At 45.2% G+C, this 16574-nt stretch carries 12 protein-coding genes and 5 tRNA genes; 1 reads left to right on the forward strand and 16 read right to left on the reverse strand.

Going from position 1 to position 16574, the window contains the following annotated elements; translation table 11 throughout:
• Window positions 1-85: 85 nt before the first annotated feature.
• Complete coding sequence (rpoC, locus tag ACLWOR_RS02860; protein WP_413939159.1) at window positions 86-4213, reverse strand: DNA-directed RNA polymerase subunit beta'; 4128 nt, start codon at window positions 4211-4213, stop codon at window positions 86-88.
• A gap of 28 nt (window positions 4214-4241) precedes the next feature.
• Window positions 4242-8435: a DNA-directed RNA polymerase subunit beta gene (rpoB, locus tag ACLWOR_RS02865; RefSeq protein ID WP_413939160.1), complete on the reverse strand. Its 4194-nt coding sequence runs from the start codon at window positions 8433-8435 to the stop codon at window positions 4242-4244.
• 279 nt (window positions 8436-8714) lie between these two features.
• On the opposite strand from rpoB, the gene ACLWOR_RS02870 reads away from it, so the two are divergent.
• A complete protein-coding gene (locus ACLWOR_RS02870; protein WP_413939161.1) occupies window positions 8715-9458 on the forward strand; it encodes a hypothetical protein in 744 nt (247 codons plus the stop codon).
• A 66-nt stretch (window positions 9459-9524) separates the two neighbouring features.
• On the opposite strand, the gene rplL is transcribed toward ACLWOR_RS02870, so the two are convergent.
• The 14 genes from rplL to pyrF all read right to left on the reverse strand — a co-directional run bounded on the left by rplL (window position 9525) and on the right by pyrF (window position 16523).
• Window positions 9525-9896 carry a 50S ribosomal protein L7/L12 gene (gene rplL, locus ACLWOR_RS02875; RefSeq protein WP_413939162.1) on the reverse strand — a complete coding sequence of 124 codons (372 nt, stop codon included), beginning with the start codon at window positions 9894-9896 and terminating at the stop codon, window positions 9525-9527.
• A 50-nt stretch (window positions 9897-9946) separates the two neighbouring features.
• A complete protein-coding gene (gene rplJ / locus ACLWOR_RS02880; RefSeq protein ID WP_413939163.1) occupies window positions 9947-10474 on the reverse strand; it encodes a 50S ribosomal protein L10 in 528 nt (175 codons plus the stop codon).
• A 180-nt stretch (window positions 10475-10654) separates the two neighbouring features.
• Window positions 10655-11365 carry a 50S ribosomal protein L1 gene (rplA, locus tag ACLWOR_RS02885; RefSeq protein ID WP_413939164.1) on the reverse strand — a complete coding sequence of 237 codons (711 nt, stop codon included), beginning with the start codon at window positions 11363-11365 and terminating at the stop codon, window positions 10655-10657.
• A 7-nt stretch (window positions 11366-11372) separates the two neighbouring features.
• On the reverse strand, window positions 11373-11798 hold the full coding sequence (gene rplK / locus ACLWOR_RS02890) for a 50S ribosomal protein L11 (RefSeq protein ID WP_413939165.1): 426 nt from the start codon (window positions 11796-11798) through the stop codon (window positions 11373-11375).
• A gap of 68 nt (window positions 11799-11866) precedes the next feature.
• Entirely contained in the window at window positions 11867-12400 is a 534-nt protein-coding gene (gene nusG, locus ACLWOR_RS02895; RefSeq protein WP_413939166.1) for a transcription termination/antitermination protein NusG, read from the reverse strand.
• 11 nt (window positions 12401-12411) lie between these two features.
• Entirely contained in the window at window positions 12412-12789 is a 378-nt protein-coding gene (secE, locus tag ACLWOR_RS02900; RefSeq protein WP_413939167.1) for a preprotein translocase subunit SecE, read from the reverse strand.
• Window positions 12790-12836: 47 nt separating this feature from the next.
• A tRNA-Trp gene (locus tag ACLWOR_RS02905) sits at window positions 12837-12912 on the reverse strand.
• A gap of 264 nt (window positions 12913-13176) precedes the next feature.
• Complete coding sequence (gene tuf, locus ACLWOR_RS02910; RefSeq protein WP_413939168.1) at window positions 13177-14367, reverse strand: elongation factor Tu; 1191 nt, start codon at window positions 14365-14367, stop codon at window positions 13177-13179.
• An 80-nt stretch (window positions 14368-14447) separates the two neighbouring features.
• Window positions 14448-14522, reverse strand: a tRNA-Thr gene (locus tag ACLWOR_RS02915).
• Between the two features lie 18 nt (window positions 14523-14540).
• Window positions 14541-14617, reverse strand: a tRNA-Gly gene (locus ACLWOR_RS02920).
• Window positions 14618-14687: 70 nt separating this feature from the next.
• Window positions 14688-14773, reverse strand: a tRNA-Tyr gene (locus ACLWOR_RS02925).
• A gap of 23 nt (window positions 14774-14796) precedes the next feature.
• Window positions 14797-14872 (reverse strand) — tRNA-Thr (locus ACLWOR_RS02930).
• Window positions 14873-14929: 57 nt separating this feature from the next.
• Entirely contained in the window at window positions 14930-15817 is an 888-nt protein-coding gene (locus ACLWOR_RS02935) for a TrmH family RNA methyltransferase (RefSeq protein WP_413939169.1), read from the reverse strand.
• Window positions 15804-16523 (reverse strand): orotidine-5'-phosphate decarboxylase, encoded by a 720-nt coding sequence (gene pyrF / locus ACLWOR_RS02940; RefSeq protein ID WP_413939170.1) that lies wholly within the window; start codon window positions 16521-16523, stop codon window positions 15804-15806. The genes ACLWOR_RS02935 and pyrF overlap by 14 nt, the downstream gene beginning before the upstream one ends.
• Window positions 16524-16574 lie beyond the last annotated feature (51 nt).

Consider the following 16574-nt stretch of genomic DNA (forward strand, 5'->3'; position numbering starts at 1 on the left):
GTATCCGCCCGGGTCAAGACTTTGTTGTTAATTTTTACATTCAGGGAAAGGCGTGAGGTCCTCTCCCTGTGCTTTTTACATCGAATTAGCCCTGTGGATGAGCAGACGATCCCATACCTGGCAATGCCACGTATTCAGTGTCGTCGTCTTCAGCTACAGCTACTTTCCAGCGTTTGTATGAAGTCAAACCTGTTCCCGCAGGGATCAAGCGACCCATAATGATGTTCTCTTTCAGACCACGTAAGAAGTCTGTACGAGAATTAATCGCTGCTTCTGTCAAAACTTTCGTAGTTTCTTGGAAGGAAGCTGCAGAAATCCAGCTGTCTGTGCTCAAAGAAACTTTCGTAATACCCAAAAGAAGTGGGCTGCAAGTTGCAGGTTGGCCACCCTCGCGGTTCAAACGATCATTTTCTTCTTCGTAAGCGTATCTTTCGACTTGCTCGCCAGCCAAGAAACGGCTGTCGCCTGGATCGCGGATTTCAACCTTACGGAGCATTTGACGAACAATCACTTCGATGTGCTTGTCGTTGATGACAACCCCTTGAAGTCGGTAAACTTCTTGGATTTCATTCACAAGGTATGCAGATAGGGCCTTCGCACCTAGAACCGCCAGAATGTCATGAGGATTTGTTGGACCATCCATCAAAGCCTCACCGGCTCTTACGTACTCACCTTCTCTTACAGCAACGTGCTTACCTTTAGGGATGAGGTATTCTTTTTGCTCACCCACTTCAGGAGTTACGATCACACGTTGTTTACCTTTCACGTCTTTACCGAATGTCACATAACCATCGATCTCAGAGATGATAGCTGCTTCTTTCGGTTTACGAGCTTCAAACAATTCAGCAACGCGCGGTAGACCACCCGTGATGTCCTTCGTTTTCGAAGCTTCACGATGCATCTTCGCAATAACGTCACCGGCATGAATCTCTTGACCGTCCGCCACTAGCAACTGAGCCCCAACTGGGATCAAGTAACGAGCAGGGATTTCACGGCCTGGAAGATTCAAGACTTTACCGTTTCCGTCAGTCAAGAATACTGTCGGCTTAATGTCAGAAGATTTAGACTCCATGATAACTTTAGTCGCGAAACCAGTTACCGCGTCGACTTGCTCCTGCATTGTAGAACCTTCTTCGATATCTTGGTATTGAACCTTCGCAGAAACCTCTGCGATGATTGGATTCGAATATGGATCCCACTCAGCTACAGTTTGACCTTTGTTAACTTTGTCGCCCTCTTTGAAGTTAACCACAGCACCGTACACGAGTTTGAAATTTTCTCTCTCGCGACCAGTGTCATCGATAACAAGGACTGAACCGTTACGATTCATCACAGTCAATTTACCATTACGGTTTGTCACTGCATGAACGTTGTCAAATTTAATAGTACCGTCGTAACGAGAAGTGTGAACTGATTGTTCAACCGCACGAGAAGCCGCACCACCCAAGTGGAACGTTCTCATCGTCAACTGAGTACCAGGCTCACCGATAGATTGAGCTGCGATGATACCAACAGTTTCACCAAGGTTCACCGTCGCACCACGAGCCAAGTCACGGCCGTAACACTTCACGCACACGCCACGTTTTGCTTTACACAAAAGAGCCGAACGGATGTCGACTTTATCAACACCTTGTTCTTCGATGCGTTTCACATCGGCTTCTGTGATTTCTTGATTTGCTTTCACGATCACAGCGTTTGTCGTTGGGTTCACAACGTCTTTCAACGGTGTACGGCCCAAGATACGATCGCCGATATTCATGATGATCTCACCCGCTTCGTAAACCGGAGTGATCTCAAGGCTGTCTTGAACGCCGCAATCAGTTTCAGTCACAACAACGTCTTGAGCCACGTCTACGAGACGACGAGTCAAGTAACCAGAGTTCGCTGTTTTCAATGCAGTATCGGCCAAACCTTTACGCGCACCGTGAGTTGAAATGAAGTACTGGATAACTGTCAAACCTTCACGGAAGTTCGCCGTGATAGGAGTTTCGATGATTTCGCCTGATGGTTTCGCCATCAAACCACGCATACCACCGAGCTGACGGATCTGAGTCGCAGATCCACGGGCTCCGGAGTCGGCCATGATGAAGATCGGGTTGAATGAACGACCTACGATCTCTTTACCATCAACAACGAAAGTTTGTTTTTCGATGGCATTCATACCTTCTTTAGCGATCTTATCACCCGTTTGGGCCCAGATATCGACCACTTTATTGTAGCGCTCACCGTCTGTGATCAAACCTTCATCGTACTGTTGCTGAATTTCAGTAACTTGTTTTTCAGCGTCAGCGATCAATGCTGATTTGTTCGCAGGGATAACCATGTCGTCGATACCGATAGACATACCCGCAGCTGTTGAGTACTTGAAGCCGTATTCCATGATCTTGTCAGCCAAGATACAAGTCGCTTTAGCACCAGCCAAACGGAACGTTTTATCGATCAACGCTGCAATTTGTTTTTTATTCATCTCAGTGTTCACTTCAGAGAATGGAACCTCTTTAGGAACAACGTCAGAAAGAATCGCACGACCAACGGAAGTTTCTTGAACTTTGCCGTTCAAACGGATTTTACAAGCCGCTTGCAAGTCAACAAGACCTGTTTCGTAAGCGTAAGTCGCTTCTTGAACGTTAGAGAATGATTTACCAGTTCCTTTAGCTCCAGGACGGATACGAGTCATCCAGTACAAGCCCAAGACAACGTCTTGAGATGGATTGATGACTGGTTTACCAGAAGCAGGAGAAAGGATGTTATTAGTCGACATCATCAAAACGCGAGCTTCAACTTGAGCTTCAACTGACAATGGAACGTGAACCGCCATTTGGTCACCGTCGAAGTCGGCATTGAACGCTCCGCAGACTAGCGGATGCAACTGAATCGCTTTACCTTCGTGAAGTACTGGTTCGAAAGCTTGGATACCAAGTCTGTGAAGAGTTGGTGCACGGTTGAGAAGAACTGGATGTTCTTTAACCACGTCTGCCAAGATATCCCATACTTCGACTGTCTCTTGATCAACAAGGCGCTTAGCTTGCTTAATCGTTGTCGCCAAACCTTTTTCTTCAAGTTTGTTGTAAACGAATGGTTTAAACAACTCGAGTGCCATTTTCTTCGGAAGACCACACTGATGAAGTTTCAATGTAGGACCAACGACGATAACAGAACGACCAGAGTAGTCGACACGTTTACCAAGAAGGTTTTGACGGAAACGACCTTGTTTACCTTTGAGCATGTCAGAAAGTGAACGAAGAGGACGTTTGTTAGGACCCGTGAACGTTTTACCGCGACGGCCGTTATCCAACAAGGCATCAACCGCTTCTTGCAACATACGTTTTTCGTTGCGGATGATGATGTCTGGAGCATTTAGCTCCTGAAGACGTTTCAAACGGTTGTTACGGTTGATAACACGACGATAGAGATCATTTAGATCTGAAGTCGCGAAACGACCACCATCAAGTGGTACCAACGGACGAAGATCAGGAGGCAATACTGGGAGTGCTTCCAACATCATCCATTCAGGCTTGTTGATAGAACCTTTGAAGGCTTCAACAACGCGCAAACGTTTCGTCAATTTTTTGATACCAGCTTCAGACTTCGTCTCTTTAACTTCCATACGAAGTTTGCGAGACAAGTACTCAGGGTCGATTTTACGAAGCAATTCACGAACTGCTTCACCGCCCATGCCAGATTTGAAGCTTGGACCGAACTCATTAAGAGCGGCTTGGTAAGCTTCTTCAGTCAATACTTGGCCTTCTTCCAATGTTGTTTCCATTGGATCAGTCACCACGTAAGCTTCACAGTAAAGAACCTTTTCAACGTCTTTCAAAGAAAGGTTGAGCAAGTTACCAATACGAGAAGGCAATGAACGCAAGAACCAGATGTGCGCAACTGGAGTTGCAAGCTCAATGTGGCCAAGACGCTCACGGCGTACTTTCGTTTGTGTTACTTCAACGCCGCACTTTTCACAGACGACGCCACGGTACTTCATACGTTTATACTTACCGCACAAGCACTCGTAATCCTTAATAGGACCGAAGATTTTCGCACAGAACAAGCCATCACGTTCAGGCTTGAATGTACGATAGTTAATAGTTTCAGGCTTCTTAACTTCACCAAATGACCATTCACGAATCATTTCAGGTGACGCCAACGATACTCGTACGGCGTCAAACGAAAGTGGATCTTTTGGTTTATCGAAAAAATTCAACAAGTCTCTCAAAGAACACCCCTGTTGTTAAAAATTAATCTTAGTGTTGTTCCGGTTCAGATTGAACCATTGGAACTACAACTTCTTCTTCAACGCCCTCTTCAGATTCTTCATCTGTTAGGATGTCAGACTCCATAAGCTCAACATTCAATGCAAGAGATTGAAGCTCTTTCACAAGAACGTTGAAGGACTCTGGCAAACCTGGTTCAAGGATGTTTTCACCTTTTACGATGCTTTCGTACATACGAGTTCTTCCTGCCACGTCGTCAGACTTAACAGTGAGGAATTCTTGTAGTGAGTATGCGGCACCGTATGCTTCGATCGCCCAAACTTCCATCTCCCCGAGACGCTGACCACCGAATTGAGCTTTACCGCCCAGAGGCTGTTGCGAAACAAGAGAGTAAGGTCCGATAGAACGAGCGTGAATCTTCTCCTCAACCAAGTGGTGAAGTTTCAGCATGTACATGATTCCCACAGTTACAGGATTCGTGAATGGCTCACCTGTACGTCCGTCGAACAATACAGATTTACCAGACGTTGGAACTTGCGCTTTAGTGAGCAAGCCTTTTACATCCGTTTCACGAGCACCGTCGAAGACTGGAGTTCCTACGTGGATACCACCCTTCATGCGAGTCACGATTTGTTTCAAAGAAGCATCGTCTGCATTATCAAGTTTTGCTGAGATGTCAGCGTCGTTGAAGATATCTTTCATATCTTTACGAGCGTTTTCTGCATTCCAGTTATCAAGATATGCACTCAATTGCTTACCAAGGTTATGAGCAGCCCAACCTAAGTGAACCTCTAGGACCTGACCGATATTCATACGGGAAGGTACGCCCAGTGGATTCAAGACCATGTCAACAGGTGTACCGTCAGCTAGGTAAGGCATGTCTTCAACAGACAAGACTTTAGAGACGACACCTTTATTTCCGTGGCGGCCGGCGAACTTGTCACCGACTTGCATTTTACGTTTGATCGCAACGTAAACTTTGACCATTTTGATCACGCCAGGAGGCAATTCGTCACCCTTACGGAGACGGTCGATTTTCTCGTTGAATACCAATTTAACAGCGTCAAGTTGGTTACGAGCATTGTCGATGATCTTGTTCACTTGGAACTCAAGGTCTTGCTCAAGTGGGATGTAGTTCAAAAGTTCGAATGGGATGATCTCAAGATCAGCCACAGTCAAAATTTGACCTTTGTTCAATAGTTTTTGGCTTCCGTCTTCGTTCAAAAGAACGCCCGTTGTTGTTTTACCAACAAGGATGTCACGGAGCTTAGAGATCGCGTTATTTTTGATAACGTTTTGCTCAACAGCCAAGTCTTTTTCCAATTTACGTTTTTTGTCTTCGATGATGGAAGCCAAACGCTCGTCACGGTCTGCACCTTCACGAGAGTAAACTTGAGCATCGATAACTGTACCGTAAACGCCAGATGGAGCGCGAAGTGATGTATCACGTACGTCACCAGCTTTTTCACCGAAGATCGCTCTCAAGAGTTTTTCTTCAGGAGAAAGTTGCGTTTCACCTTTTGGAGTAACTTTACCAACTAGGATGAAGCCTGGACGAACTTCAGCACCGATACGGATGATACCAGAGCTATCAAGATCTTTAAGGGCTTCCTCACCAACGTTGGCGATATCGCGAGTGATCTCTTCTTTACCAAGTTTTGTATCACGCGCTACGCACTCGAACTCTTCGATGTGGATAGACGTGTAAACGTCGTCTTTCAACAAACGTTCAGAAATCAAGATAGAGTCCTCGAAGTTGTAACCTTGCCAAGGAGTGAACGCTACTAGGATGTTTTGACCTAGAGCCAACTCACCAAGCTCAGTTGAAGGTCCGTCAGCAACGATGTCGCCTTTAGAAACCTTATCACCAACAGTCACGATAGGCTTTTGATTGAAGCACGTGTTTTGATTCGTACGTTGGTACTTCGTCAAATTGTAGATGTCTACGTTCGCACCCAACTCGCCGCCTTTAGCGAAACGACGGATCACGATACGAGATGCATCGACTTCTTCAACGATACCGTCGTTTTGAACAACGACAGATGTACCAGAGTCACGAGCAACCAAACGCTCAACGCCCGTACCAACAAGTGGTGCGCGTGAACGCAACAATGGAACCGCTTGACGTTGCATGTTCGAACCCATCAGGGCACGGTTGGCATCGTCATGCTCCAAGAACGGAATCAATGAAGCGGCGATAGAAACGAGCTGAGATGGAGAAACGTCCATCAAACCAACTTTGTCTTTATCTACGATTTCATACTCACCGTCGCGACGAGTGATCGTCGTTGCAGTTTGGATTTGTTTGTTACCAGCTTCATCGCGAGCGGCAGGAGCAATGTAGTGACCTGCTTCTTCAAGAGCTGACAAGTAGTTAATGTCTTTAGAAACGGAACCTTGATCAACTTTACGGTACGGAGTCTCGATGAAACCGTAGTTGTTGATACGCGCGTAAGTCGCCAAGGAAGCGATCAAACCGATGTTTGGTCCCTCTGGAGTTTCAATTGGGCAGATACGACCGTAGTGCGTAGGATGTACGTCACGTACTTCGAAACCTGCACGGTCACGAGTCAAACCACCAGGTCCAAGAGCTGACAAACGACGTTTGTGAGTGATCTCAGACAATGGATTTGTTTGGTCCATGAACTGTGACAATTGAGAAGAACCGAAGAATTCTTTAACAACCGCGTTCACTGGTTTCGCATTGACAAGGTCGTGCGGCATCATTGTCTCAACATCTTGAAGAGACATACGCTCGCGAATCGCTCTTTCCATACGAACCAAACCGATGCGGTATTGGTTTTCAAGCAACTCACCTACAGAACGAACACGACGGTTACCCAAGTGATCGATATCGTCGATAACACCGCGACCGTTTTTAAGATCGATCAATGTTTTTACTGTGCTCAAGATATCTTTATGAGTCAGTGTTCTGTGCGAAGGAGGGCACTCCTCCATCGGGATGTTGAATCTGTGGTTGATTTTAATACGACCCACTTCAGACAAATCATAAGTCTCTGGATCGAAGAACAAACGACCGAAGAACGTCGTAGCCGCTTCCAAAGTTGGAGGCTCACCAGGACGAAGACGTTTGTAGATCTCAACAAGTGATTCTTCTTTGTTCGTTACTTTATCAACAAGCAATGTGTTGCGAAGGTAAGGACCAACAGTCAATCCGTCGAAGAAGATCATGAAGAAACGATCGATACCCGCATCCATCGCACGACGGATGATAGCTGGGCTCAATTCCGCATTCGCATCAGCGATGATCTCACCCGTCGACTCGTCGATAAGTGGTTTCGCCAATACTTTGCTGTCTAGATCTTCAGGTTGAACTTCAAGTTCAGTGATGTTCAAGTCTTTGATCTTTTTTACGATCGCACGAGTGATACGACGACCTGCTTTAACAAGCGCCTCACCAGATGCTGGATCGATGATGTCAGTCAAGGCACGTTGACCAGACATTCTCTCGATATCAAGTTTACGGTAAAGCTTGTTACCTTTCGCATAAACTTCATCAAGATCGTAGAAGTATTCAAGAAGTTGTTCAGCGTTGTAGCCTAGAGACTTCAAGAGGATAGTGACAGGGAATTTTCTGCGACGATCGATACGAACGTGGATCAAATCTTTTTGATCGAATTCGAAATCCAACCATGAACCACGGTATGGAATAACACGTGCAGAGTAGATCAATTTACCAGAAGCATTGTTCTTACCACCATCGTGGTCAAAGAAAACGCCTGGAGAACGGTGCAACTGAGATACAACAACGCGCTCAGTACCGTTGATGATGAAAGAACCGTTTGCAGTCATCAATGGGATTTCGCCCAAGTAAACTTCTTGTTCTTTTACGTCACGGATAGAACGTGCTTCTGTTTCTTCATCAACATCAAACACGATAAGACGAAGAGTAACTTTAATCGGAGCAGCGAAAGTCATTCCGCGCTGACGACACTCATCTACGTCGTATTTTGCTGGCTCAAGAGTGTATGACACGAACTCAAGGCTTGCAGTGTTGTTGAAGTCTGTGATTGGGAACACAGATTTGAAAACGCCATTGAGACCAGCTTCGCCACGGCGATCTGGATCCATATCTTTTTGAATGAAAGCTTCATAAGAAGACTTCTGCAACTCAATCAGATTTGGGATATCAATGACTTGCTTATTTTTTGCGAAAGACTTTCTAACGCGAATGTTAGAAGCCGTAACTGGAGTTTTTTCCAATGTACTCTCCGTAATAAGAAAATCGGATATTCGCTTCGGGGGGAATATTCCAAGGCCCACATTAAATAATGGATAAGCAATTCAAACTACCGGAAGTTGTGAATAAATCAAGGAATTCCGGTGGTTTTTGGCACTATTTTCCACTCTGGAAATCTGTACTATTTTCGCATTGCGTTGCTGCGTGTCGCTCCACACGAATCCACACGGAATCGAAAAGTCGTCCTCACGCTTGTCGTTTGTTAGTTCGCAGGACAAACTAAGTTTTTCACGGAGGAAAATTTGAAATTCTTACCCATTCTTTTGTTTGGTTTGTTGCTTTCCGCATGCTCGCACACGATTAATTTTCGCGCCTCCCACTTCGCAATTCCAGTAACCGGTGAAGATCAGTGGAGTGGCCATGTCGCTGCCACCGGCACATCCATTAGCAAAGTGACGGTTGTGAACGATATGACTTCTAACCCACCCAACACGAGCCCCGTGCGCATCAATGCCGATATCGACGCTGGAGATGTTGTGGGAGTGAATTATATTGGATTTGACGCTAGCCTCACACTTTTTAAGCGGCTGGATTTGATTGTCGATAACTCACTCTTGGGTTTGCGGGTGCAGGTTTTAAATCATGGAAGCGGGCCTGATAATTGGGTTGCCGCGATTCACGGAGCGATGGGAAATCGCGATGTGAAAAATAGCCAAGAATCCGGCGGCAACACTTCGGAAGCCAAATCAGAAGTGAAAACAACTCAGCTTGGAGTCAGCGTTGGATATAAATTCGCAGCCGTTATTCCTTATGTTTCATATATTCACGAAAAACATGAGACGTCGACGCGTGTGACGAATACTCATGGGGCTTTCGGACCTTACGAAAACAGCGGAACTCATCAGTATTACTCAGTCGGAATTACGACTTATCAAAAGGGACTTCGCTTCGGTCTGGAATACAATCGAATCTATCTTGATTGGAAAAACGCCTGGGATTCAGAATGGCAGGACGCCATGGGCGCAAAACTGGGATTCGCCTGGTAGGCCTTAAAAAACAAAAGCCCCTGGGTGACCAGAGGCTTTTGAGAAATTCTCGATTGAGAACGAAAACTACTTAACAGTAACTTTCGCGCCTGCAGCTTCAAGAGCTTTTTTGATTTTCTCAGCGTCTTCTTTAGTAGCGCCTTCTTTAACTGCTTTGTTTCCTGCTTCAACAAGAGCTTTCGCTTCAGCAAGACCAAGACCAGTAAGACCACGTACTTCTTTGATTACGTTGATTTTGTTAGCGCCTGCATCGACAAGGATAACGTCGAAAGCAGTTTTTTCTTCAGCAGGAGCCGCACCAGCGCCACCAGCAACTACAGCAACAGGAGCTGCAGCAGAAACGCCCCATTTTTCTTCGAGCATTTTTACAAGCTCAGCAATTTCTAGAACTGTTTTAGCAGACAATGCTTCAACAAGTTGATCGTTAGTTAGAGACATTTTGAAATCCTCCAAAATTAAATTAATTCAGTTTAGTTATTCCACTAATATTAAGCTTGTGGAGCAGCTTCGGCAGCAGTATCGCCACCACCTAGTTTCTTCGCGTATTCGTTCAAGCAACGAGCCAATTTTGAGCCCGGAGCGTTGAGCACGCCAAGGAACATAGCACGGAGTTGGTCTTTGCCAGGAAGAGTTGCCAAAAATTTGATTTTAGCATCGTCCAAAGCTTCGCCATCCATAACACCTGACTTAATTTGAAGAACTTCAACGTCCTTTGCAAAATCAGCAAGTGTCTTTGCAGTCGCATTCACTTCACCGTATGAGAATACGATGGCGTTCGTTCCTTTCATTGAAGTAGCAAAAGCTTTTTCAATGGCTGGATGATCTTTGAATGCTCTTTTTGCAAGAGTATTACGTACGACCTTCATCTCTGATTCAGATGCATTCAATTTTTTGCGCAAGCTTGTAACTTGCTCAACTTTGATGCCTTTGAAGTCAACGATGAAAGCCCCTTTAGCTTTACCGAATTTCTCAGTGATAAGCTTAATCTCTTGCTCTTTATCTGCGCGAGTGATCATAAGTGAGCCTCCTTTCGTTAGATTCTTGAACGCCCCTTGCGAGGCGCTCGTGCGATTCAGGTCGGGTTTGGAGGTTGTTGAAGAACCTTTTTGCCTTATCTCGGTAGGCCCCACACAAACATGGGATTAGATCCACAAAAGAAAACCTACTGTCTCTGATCGCAATAAAAACTTAAAAAATTATGTCAAACTTGCACCAGCTGCTGTAGCTGCTGCATTTGGTTCAATCTTAACACCAGGACCCATAGTTGAAGCTACAGAGATAGTTTTAAGATAGATACCTTTAGAAGATGCAGGTTTCGCCTTAACGATAGCGCCCAACAAAGTTAGGAAGTTATCGCGAAGTTTTGCATCGCCCATAGATTTTTTGCCAACACCAGCGTGAACGATACCAGCTTTATCAACACGGAAATCAAGTTTACCTTTTTTCTCCGCAGTTACAGCTTCGCCAACGTTCATAGTCACTGTGCCGATTTTTGGATTTGGCATCAAACCACGAGGTCCAAGAATTTTAGCAACTTTAGAAACAGTCGCCATCATATCTGGAGTTGCGATACATTTATCGAAATCAAGCCATCCACCTTGGATTTTAGCCACAAGGTCGTCAGCGCCAACAAAGTCAGCACCAGCAGCTTTCGCTTCAGCTTCTTTCGGGCCTTTTGCGAAAACGACAACTTTTACATCTTTACCAAGACCGTGAGGAAGAGCGATAGCACCACGAACTTGTTGGTCAGATTGCTTAGGATCAACACCCAAACGGATCGCAACATCAACAGATTCATCAAATTTAGCTGGAGCTGTATCAACAACCAATTTGAATGCTTCATCAACAGTGTATTTTTTTGCAGAGTCGACTTTTTTAGCAGCCGCTGCGAATTTTTTACCTGCCATATTCCACCTACTCTTGTACTTCTAGGCCCATGCTTTTCGCAGTGCCAATTACTTGAGACATAGCAGATTCAACTTTCAAACAGTTCAAGTCAGGCAACTTTGTAGTTGCGATCGTTTTAACTTGATCCATTTTCACTTTGCCCACTTTATCTTTTTGAGGTTGTTTAGATCCTGATTCGATCTTTACAGCCTTTTTCAACAGAGACGACACTGGAGGCGTTTTCGTGATGAAAGTAAACGATCTGTCTTGGTAAACAGTGATGATGATAGGCACAATGCTATCACCCAATGCTTGCGTACGAGCATTGAACTGCTTACAGAATTCCATGATGTTTACCCCATGCTGTCCGAGCGCCGGTCCAACGGGAGGAGCTGGATTCGCTTTCCCTGCCGGTATCTGCAGCTTGATCATTCCGGTAACTTTTTTTGCCATGACCCACTCCTGCAAGAGGTTATAGTTATTTAAATTTCGATTGCCACCCTATGTAGCTTTCGAATTAATTAGTTCTTTTCAACTTGGATGTAGTCCAACTCAACTGGAGTCGGTCTACCGAAGATGCTCACAAGAACTTTAAGCTTCGCTTTGTCCTCGTTCACCTCTTCTACAGTCCCTTGGAAATTACTGAACGGACCATCTACCACAGTTACATTCTCTCCGATAGAGAATTTTACTTTTGGTTTTGGTTTTTCAGCCATTCCAGCCATTTGTTGCGTCACGCGGAAAACTTCAGCCTCTGGAACTTCCGGAGGGCGAGTTTTAGCTCCACCAACGAAACCCGTAACTTTTGACGCACTTTTTACCAAATGCCAAGTCTCATCGTTCAAATGCATTTGAACAAAGATATAACCCGGGAAAAATTTACGCGATTTAACTTGTTTTTGGCCTTTTACGAGCTCTACTACGCTTTCAGCAGGGATCAAAACTTCACCAAAGAAATCTTCCATCTTTGCAGTTTTGATTTTTTCCTCAATGGCCTTTTTTGCTGTGTTTTCACAGCTCGTCTGAACGTTAACGATGTACCACTTTTTTTCCATGTGTCCGTTCCTTACTTCATGAGGTAGTTAATGAAAAAGCCCGAAAGCAAATCGAAAGAGCTGATGATCACACTCGAGATCAAAACCATCACAACGCATGCAATAGTCATTGCAGTTACATCTTTACGAGTTGGCCATACAACTTTACGAATTTCGCTGACAACTTCTTCGCCCCAAACATGAATTTTTGGGCTGAATTGAAGAACTGCGAATACTGCGAATCCCAAAACAACTGGCAAACCGTGACGAACAAAATCAGAGTCAGCTGCTCTTGCAACTACACCGAATGCGCCTGCGAATGCTTTGATAAGAAGAGACGTTGTTAGACCAACCAACATACCGGCAATTGCAAAACTGGCTGTCAGGATTTTAGAATTTGCTTTTTCCATAGTTCCTCGTGCATCGATGCAATCAAATTTGATTTTTTAGATAAAATTGGCAGGGGCGGAGGGATTCGAACCCACGACCTAACGATTTGGAGTCGTTCGCTCTACCGCTGGAGCTACACCCCTGCATTTTTTCTAACGACAATTAGCCAGCTGACTGCGTCGCTCCGTCGTCGGGATACATTTGTATACCCTCCTCGGTCGCTCCTTGCATCTGACTAATTCTCGTTAGAAAAACCTTTTACCACGTTCTCTTTTTTTGCTGTTCCGGCTCGCTTCGCGTGCCGTTGAATTCGCAAAAAACGTTCTGCCAAGAAACACCGAGGGGGACCCTTTTGTCAAGGAGTCCCCCGGGTGATTATACTTAACAGTTATACTGCGTTATCAAGACTACTCAAGGATCTCAACAACAACGCCCGCACCAACTGTACGGCCGCCTTCGCGGATAGCGAAACGCAATTCTTTTTCCATAGCGATTGGCGCGATCAACTCAACAGAGATCTCAACGCGGTCACCAGGCATAACCATCTCTGTACCTTGTTTCAAAGTACAAACACCAGTTACGTCAGTAGTACGGAAGTAGAACTGTGGACGGTAACCATTGAAGAATGGAGTGTGACGTCCGCCTTCTTCTTTAGTTAGGATGTACGCCTCAGCTTTGAATTTTTTGTGAGGTTTAACTGAACCTGGTTTAGCCAAAACTTGACCACGTTCAACTTCTTCTTTTTTAGTACCACGAAGAAGAACACCGCAGTTGTCCCCTGCTTGACCTTCATCAAGAAGCTTACGGAACATTTCGATACCAGTTACAGTTGTTTTTTGAGTTGGACGGATACCGATGATTTCGATCTCGTCACCAACTTTAACGATACCACGCTCTACACGGCCTGTAACAACAGTACCACGACCAGAGATAGAGAATACGTCCTCTACTGGCATCAAGAAAGTTTTGTCAGTAGCACGAACTGGTTCTGGGATGTAAGCATCACAAGCGTCCATCAATTTCATGATAGCTGGACGACCGATTTCAGAAGTATCACCTTCCAAAGCTTTCAATGCAGATCCTTTTACGATAGGGATCTCATCGCCAGGGAATTCGTATTTAGAAAGAAGTTCGCGAACTTCAAGCTCAACTAGCTCAAGAAGTTCTTTATCATCAACCATGTCCACTTTGTTCATGAACACAACTAGAGCAGGAACACCTACTTGACGTGCAAGAAGGATGTGCTCACGAGTTTGTGGCATTGGACCGTCAGCTGAAGAAACAACTAGGATCGCGCCGTCCATTTGAGCGGCACCAGTGATCATGTTTTTTACGTAGTCAGCATGGCCTGGGCAGTCAACGTGAGCGTAGTGACGTTTGTCAGTTTCGTACTCAACGTGAGTTGTAGAGATAGTGATACCACGTTCTCTTTCTTCAGGAGATTTATCGATTTGGTCGTAAGACATCGCCTGAGCTTTACCTGCAGCTGCAAGAGTAGTAGTGATAGCAGCAGTCAAAGTTGTTTTACCATGGTCAACGTGACCGATTGTGCCGATGTTTACATGCGGCTTCGTACGGTTAAATTTCTCTTTAGACATTATTCCTCCTGAAGAGATTTATTTTAAGTTTCCTAAAATTCAAAACACAATCAAATTATGCAAAAACTAGTTATTCAAAGTGGAGCCCATGATCGGAGCCGAACCGACGACCTCACCCTTACCAAGGGTGTGCTCTACCACTGAGCTACATGGGCGTTGGTTTTTCTGAAAATTGGAGCGGGAGACGGGTCTCGAACCCGCAACCCTCTGCTTGGAAGGCAGATACTCTAGCCAATTGAGCTACTCCCGCCCATCACATCAGAAAACGCCCGAAAGAGAATTTTACTTCTCTTTCCCAAATTTTAGATTGAACAAAGAAATGGTGGACAGGGAAGGATTCGAACCTTCGTAGACGCGAGTCAACGGATTTACAGTCCGTCCCCTTTAGCCACTCGGGCACCTGTCCTCTTTGAGTGTTCAACTAAAAAATGGAGCTGGCTATGGGACTCGAACCCGCAACCTGCTGATTACAAATCAGCTGCTCTACCAATTGAGCTAAGCCAGCATCGCTGAGATAACCGAAGTGTTGTACGTGAAAAAAACTACATCCGTCAAAGGTATTTTATTCGACAGGTCGCGATTTTTTCGCATCGGGCCGCGAAGAGTGCTGTCTTAACGTTTCCGTTAAGGCCATCGCCGTGGCCACCGAGGCATTATAACTTGCGGAGTTACTAGCCTGCGGAATGAAAACTAATTCATCACAAAGTCTTTCTGTTGTCACTCTTAAACCCTTATCTTCAGAGCCAATTGCCCAAACTACTTTTTCTGGGAGTTGAAGCTCAAAGATAGATTTTGTTCCGCGAGGACTGAGACCGAAGATCCAATAGCCTTTTTTCTTAAGCTCTTCCGCATACTTAGAAAAATTTGTCGTTTCTTCAACGGGAACGTGTTCAACGCCTCCGCAAGCTACTTTATGAACAGTTGGAGTTAGACCCACCGCGCGATCTTCTGGAATAATCACACCATGAGATCCTACCAACCATGAAGTTCTGAGGATTGCTCCTAAATTGTGAGGGTCTTCGATACCATCTAATATAAGTACGGATGATTTTTTATATTCGTCTAATTTGTTCAGGTCCAAAGTCGGAGCGCCATCAACAAACAAAGCTGCGCCCTGCTGAGAGGATCCGAATTTTTCAATCGCTGCTGGAGATTTCACTTCATAGTTAATTCTATGTTTTTTTGCGAGAGCTTCCATCGCAACAAGATCACCTGATGATTCCCATCCTTGACGAAGCCACATGCCCTTCACTTCACGAGGACGCACTTGAATGGCTTCGTTAATTGCGTGTGTCCCAATGACTACGCGCCACTCTTTAGGAATAGAAGTTTCACTGCGAGAGGAACGATTTGATTGTTGATTGCGAGCCGCTGCTTGAGAGCGGTTGCCGCCTTGATTAGGACCTTGATGACGAGATTCATTTTTAGAGCGGAAATTATTTTTCTTCATACACTGCCATTACGAAATCTGTTGCTGTTTCCTTGATATTTTTCGCCTCAAGAATAGGACGTCCTACGACGAGAGCCGAAGCTCCTGCATGAAGTGCTTCTTTCGGGCCCATGATACGCTTTTGATCGCCGGAATCCTGCATACTAAAGCGAATTCCCGGTGTGACAAGGTAGAGGCCCCGATTTTGTAAAAGGTTTAATTCGTGAGGAGAGCAAACGATACTTGAAAGCCCTGAGCTCTGCACTAATTCCACAAGATCCACGACGTGTTGTGAGACAGGTTGTGCTTTCATGTTTATTGGAAAGGACTTTTCATCCCACGACGTCAGAATCGTCACTGCCAAAATTTTGAAAGGACGAATCGCATTCAGTTCTTTTTCTACGGTTGCCATTCTTTTCAATGCTTCACTTCCGCTGAGCGCGTGAATGGTAACGAGAGAGGCTCCGGCGTCAAAACTTGCACGAACGGCGGCTTCCATTGTTGAGGGAATATCAAAGTGTTTGTTATCGAGAAAAATGGGTCCTCTTTGCGCTATCTCTTTAACGAAATCCATTCCATAGCGCAGACACAGGCGGGGTCCTAACTTAAATCCGCCGACGACATCGGCTAGATCATCTGCGATTTTGAGTGCTTGATCGCGAGTGTCGACATCGAGAGCGAGAATCAGGGGATTTCTCATCGGAGTAGAACGATTGTTTTTATTCATGCGGATCCTTGGAAGTGGTTTCCTTACTATTTCATTTCTTCCAAAGAGAAG

This window comes from Bdellovibrio sp. HCB2-146, assembly GCF_047345725.1.
Classification (GTDB): domain Bacteria; phylum Bdellovibrionota; class Bdellovibrionia; order Bdellovibrionales; family Bdellovibrionaceae; genus Bdellovibrio.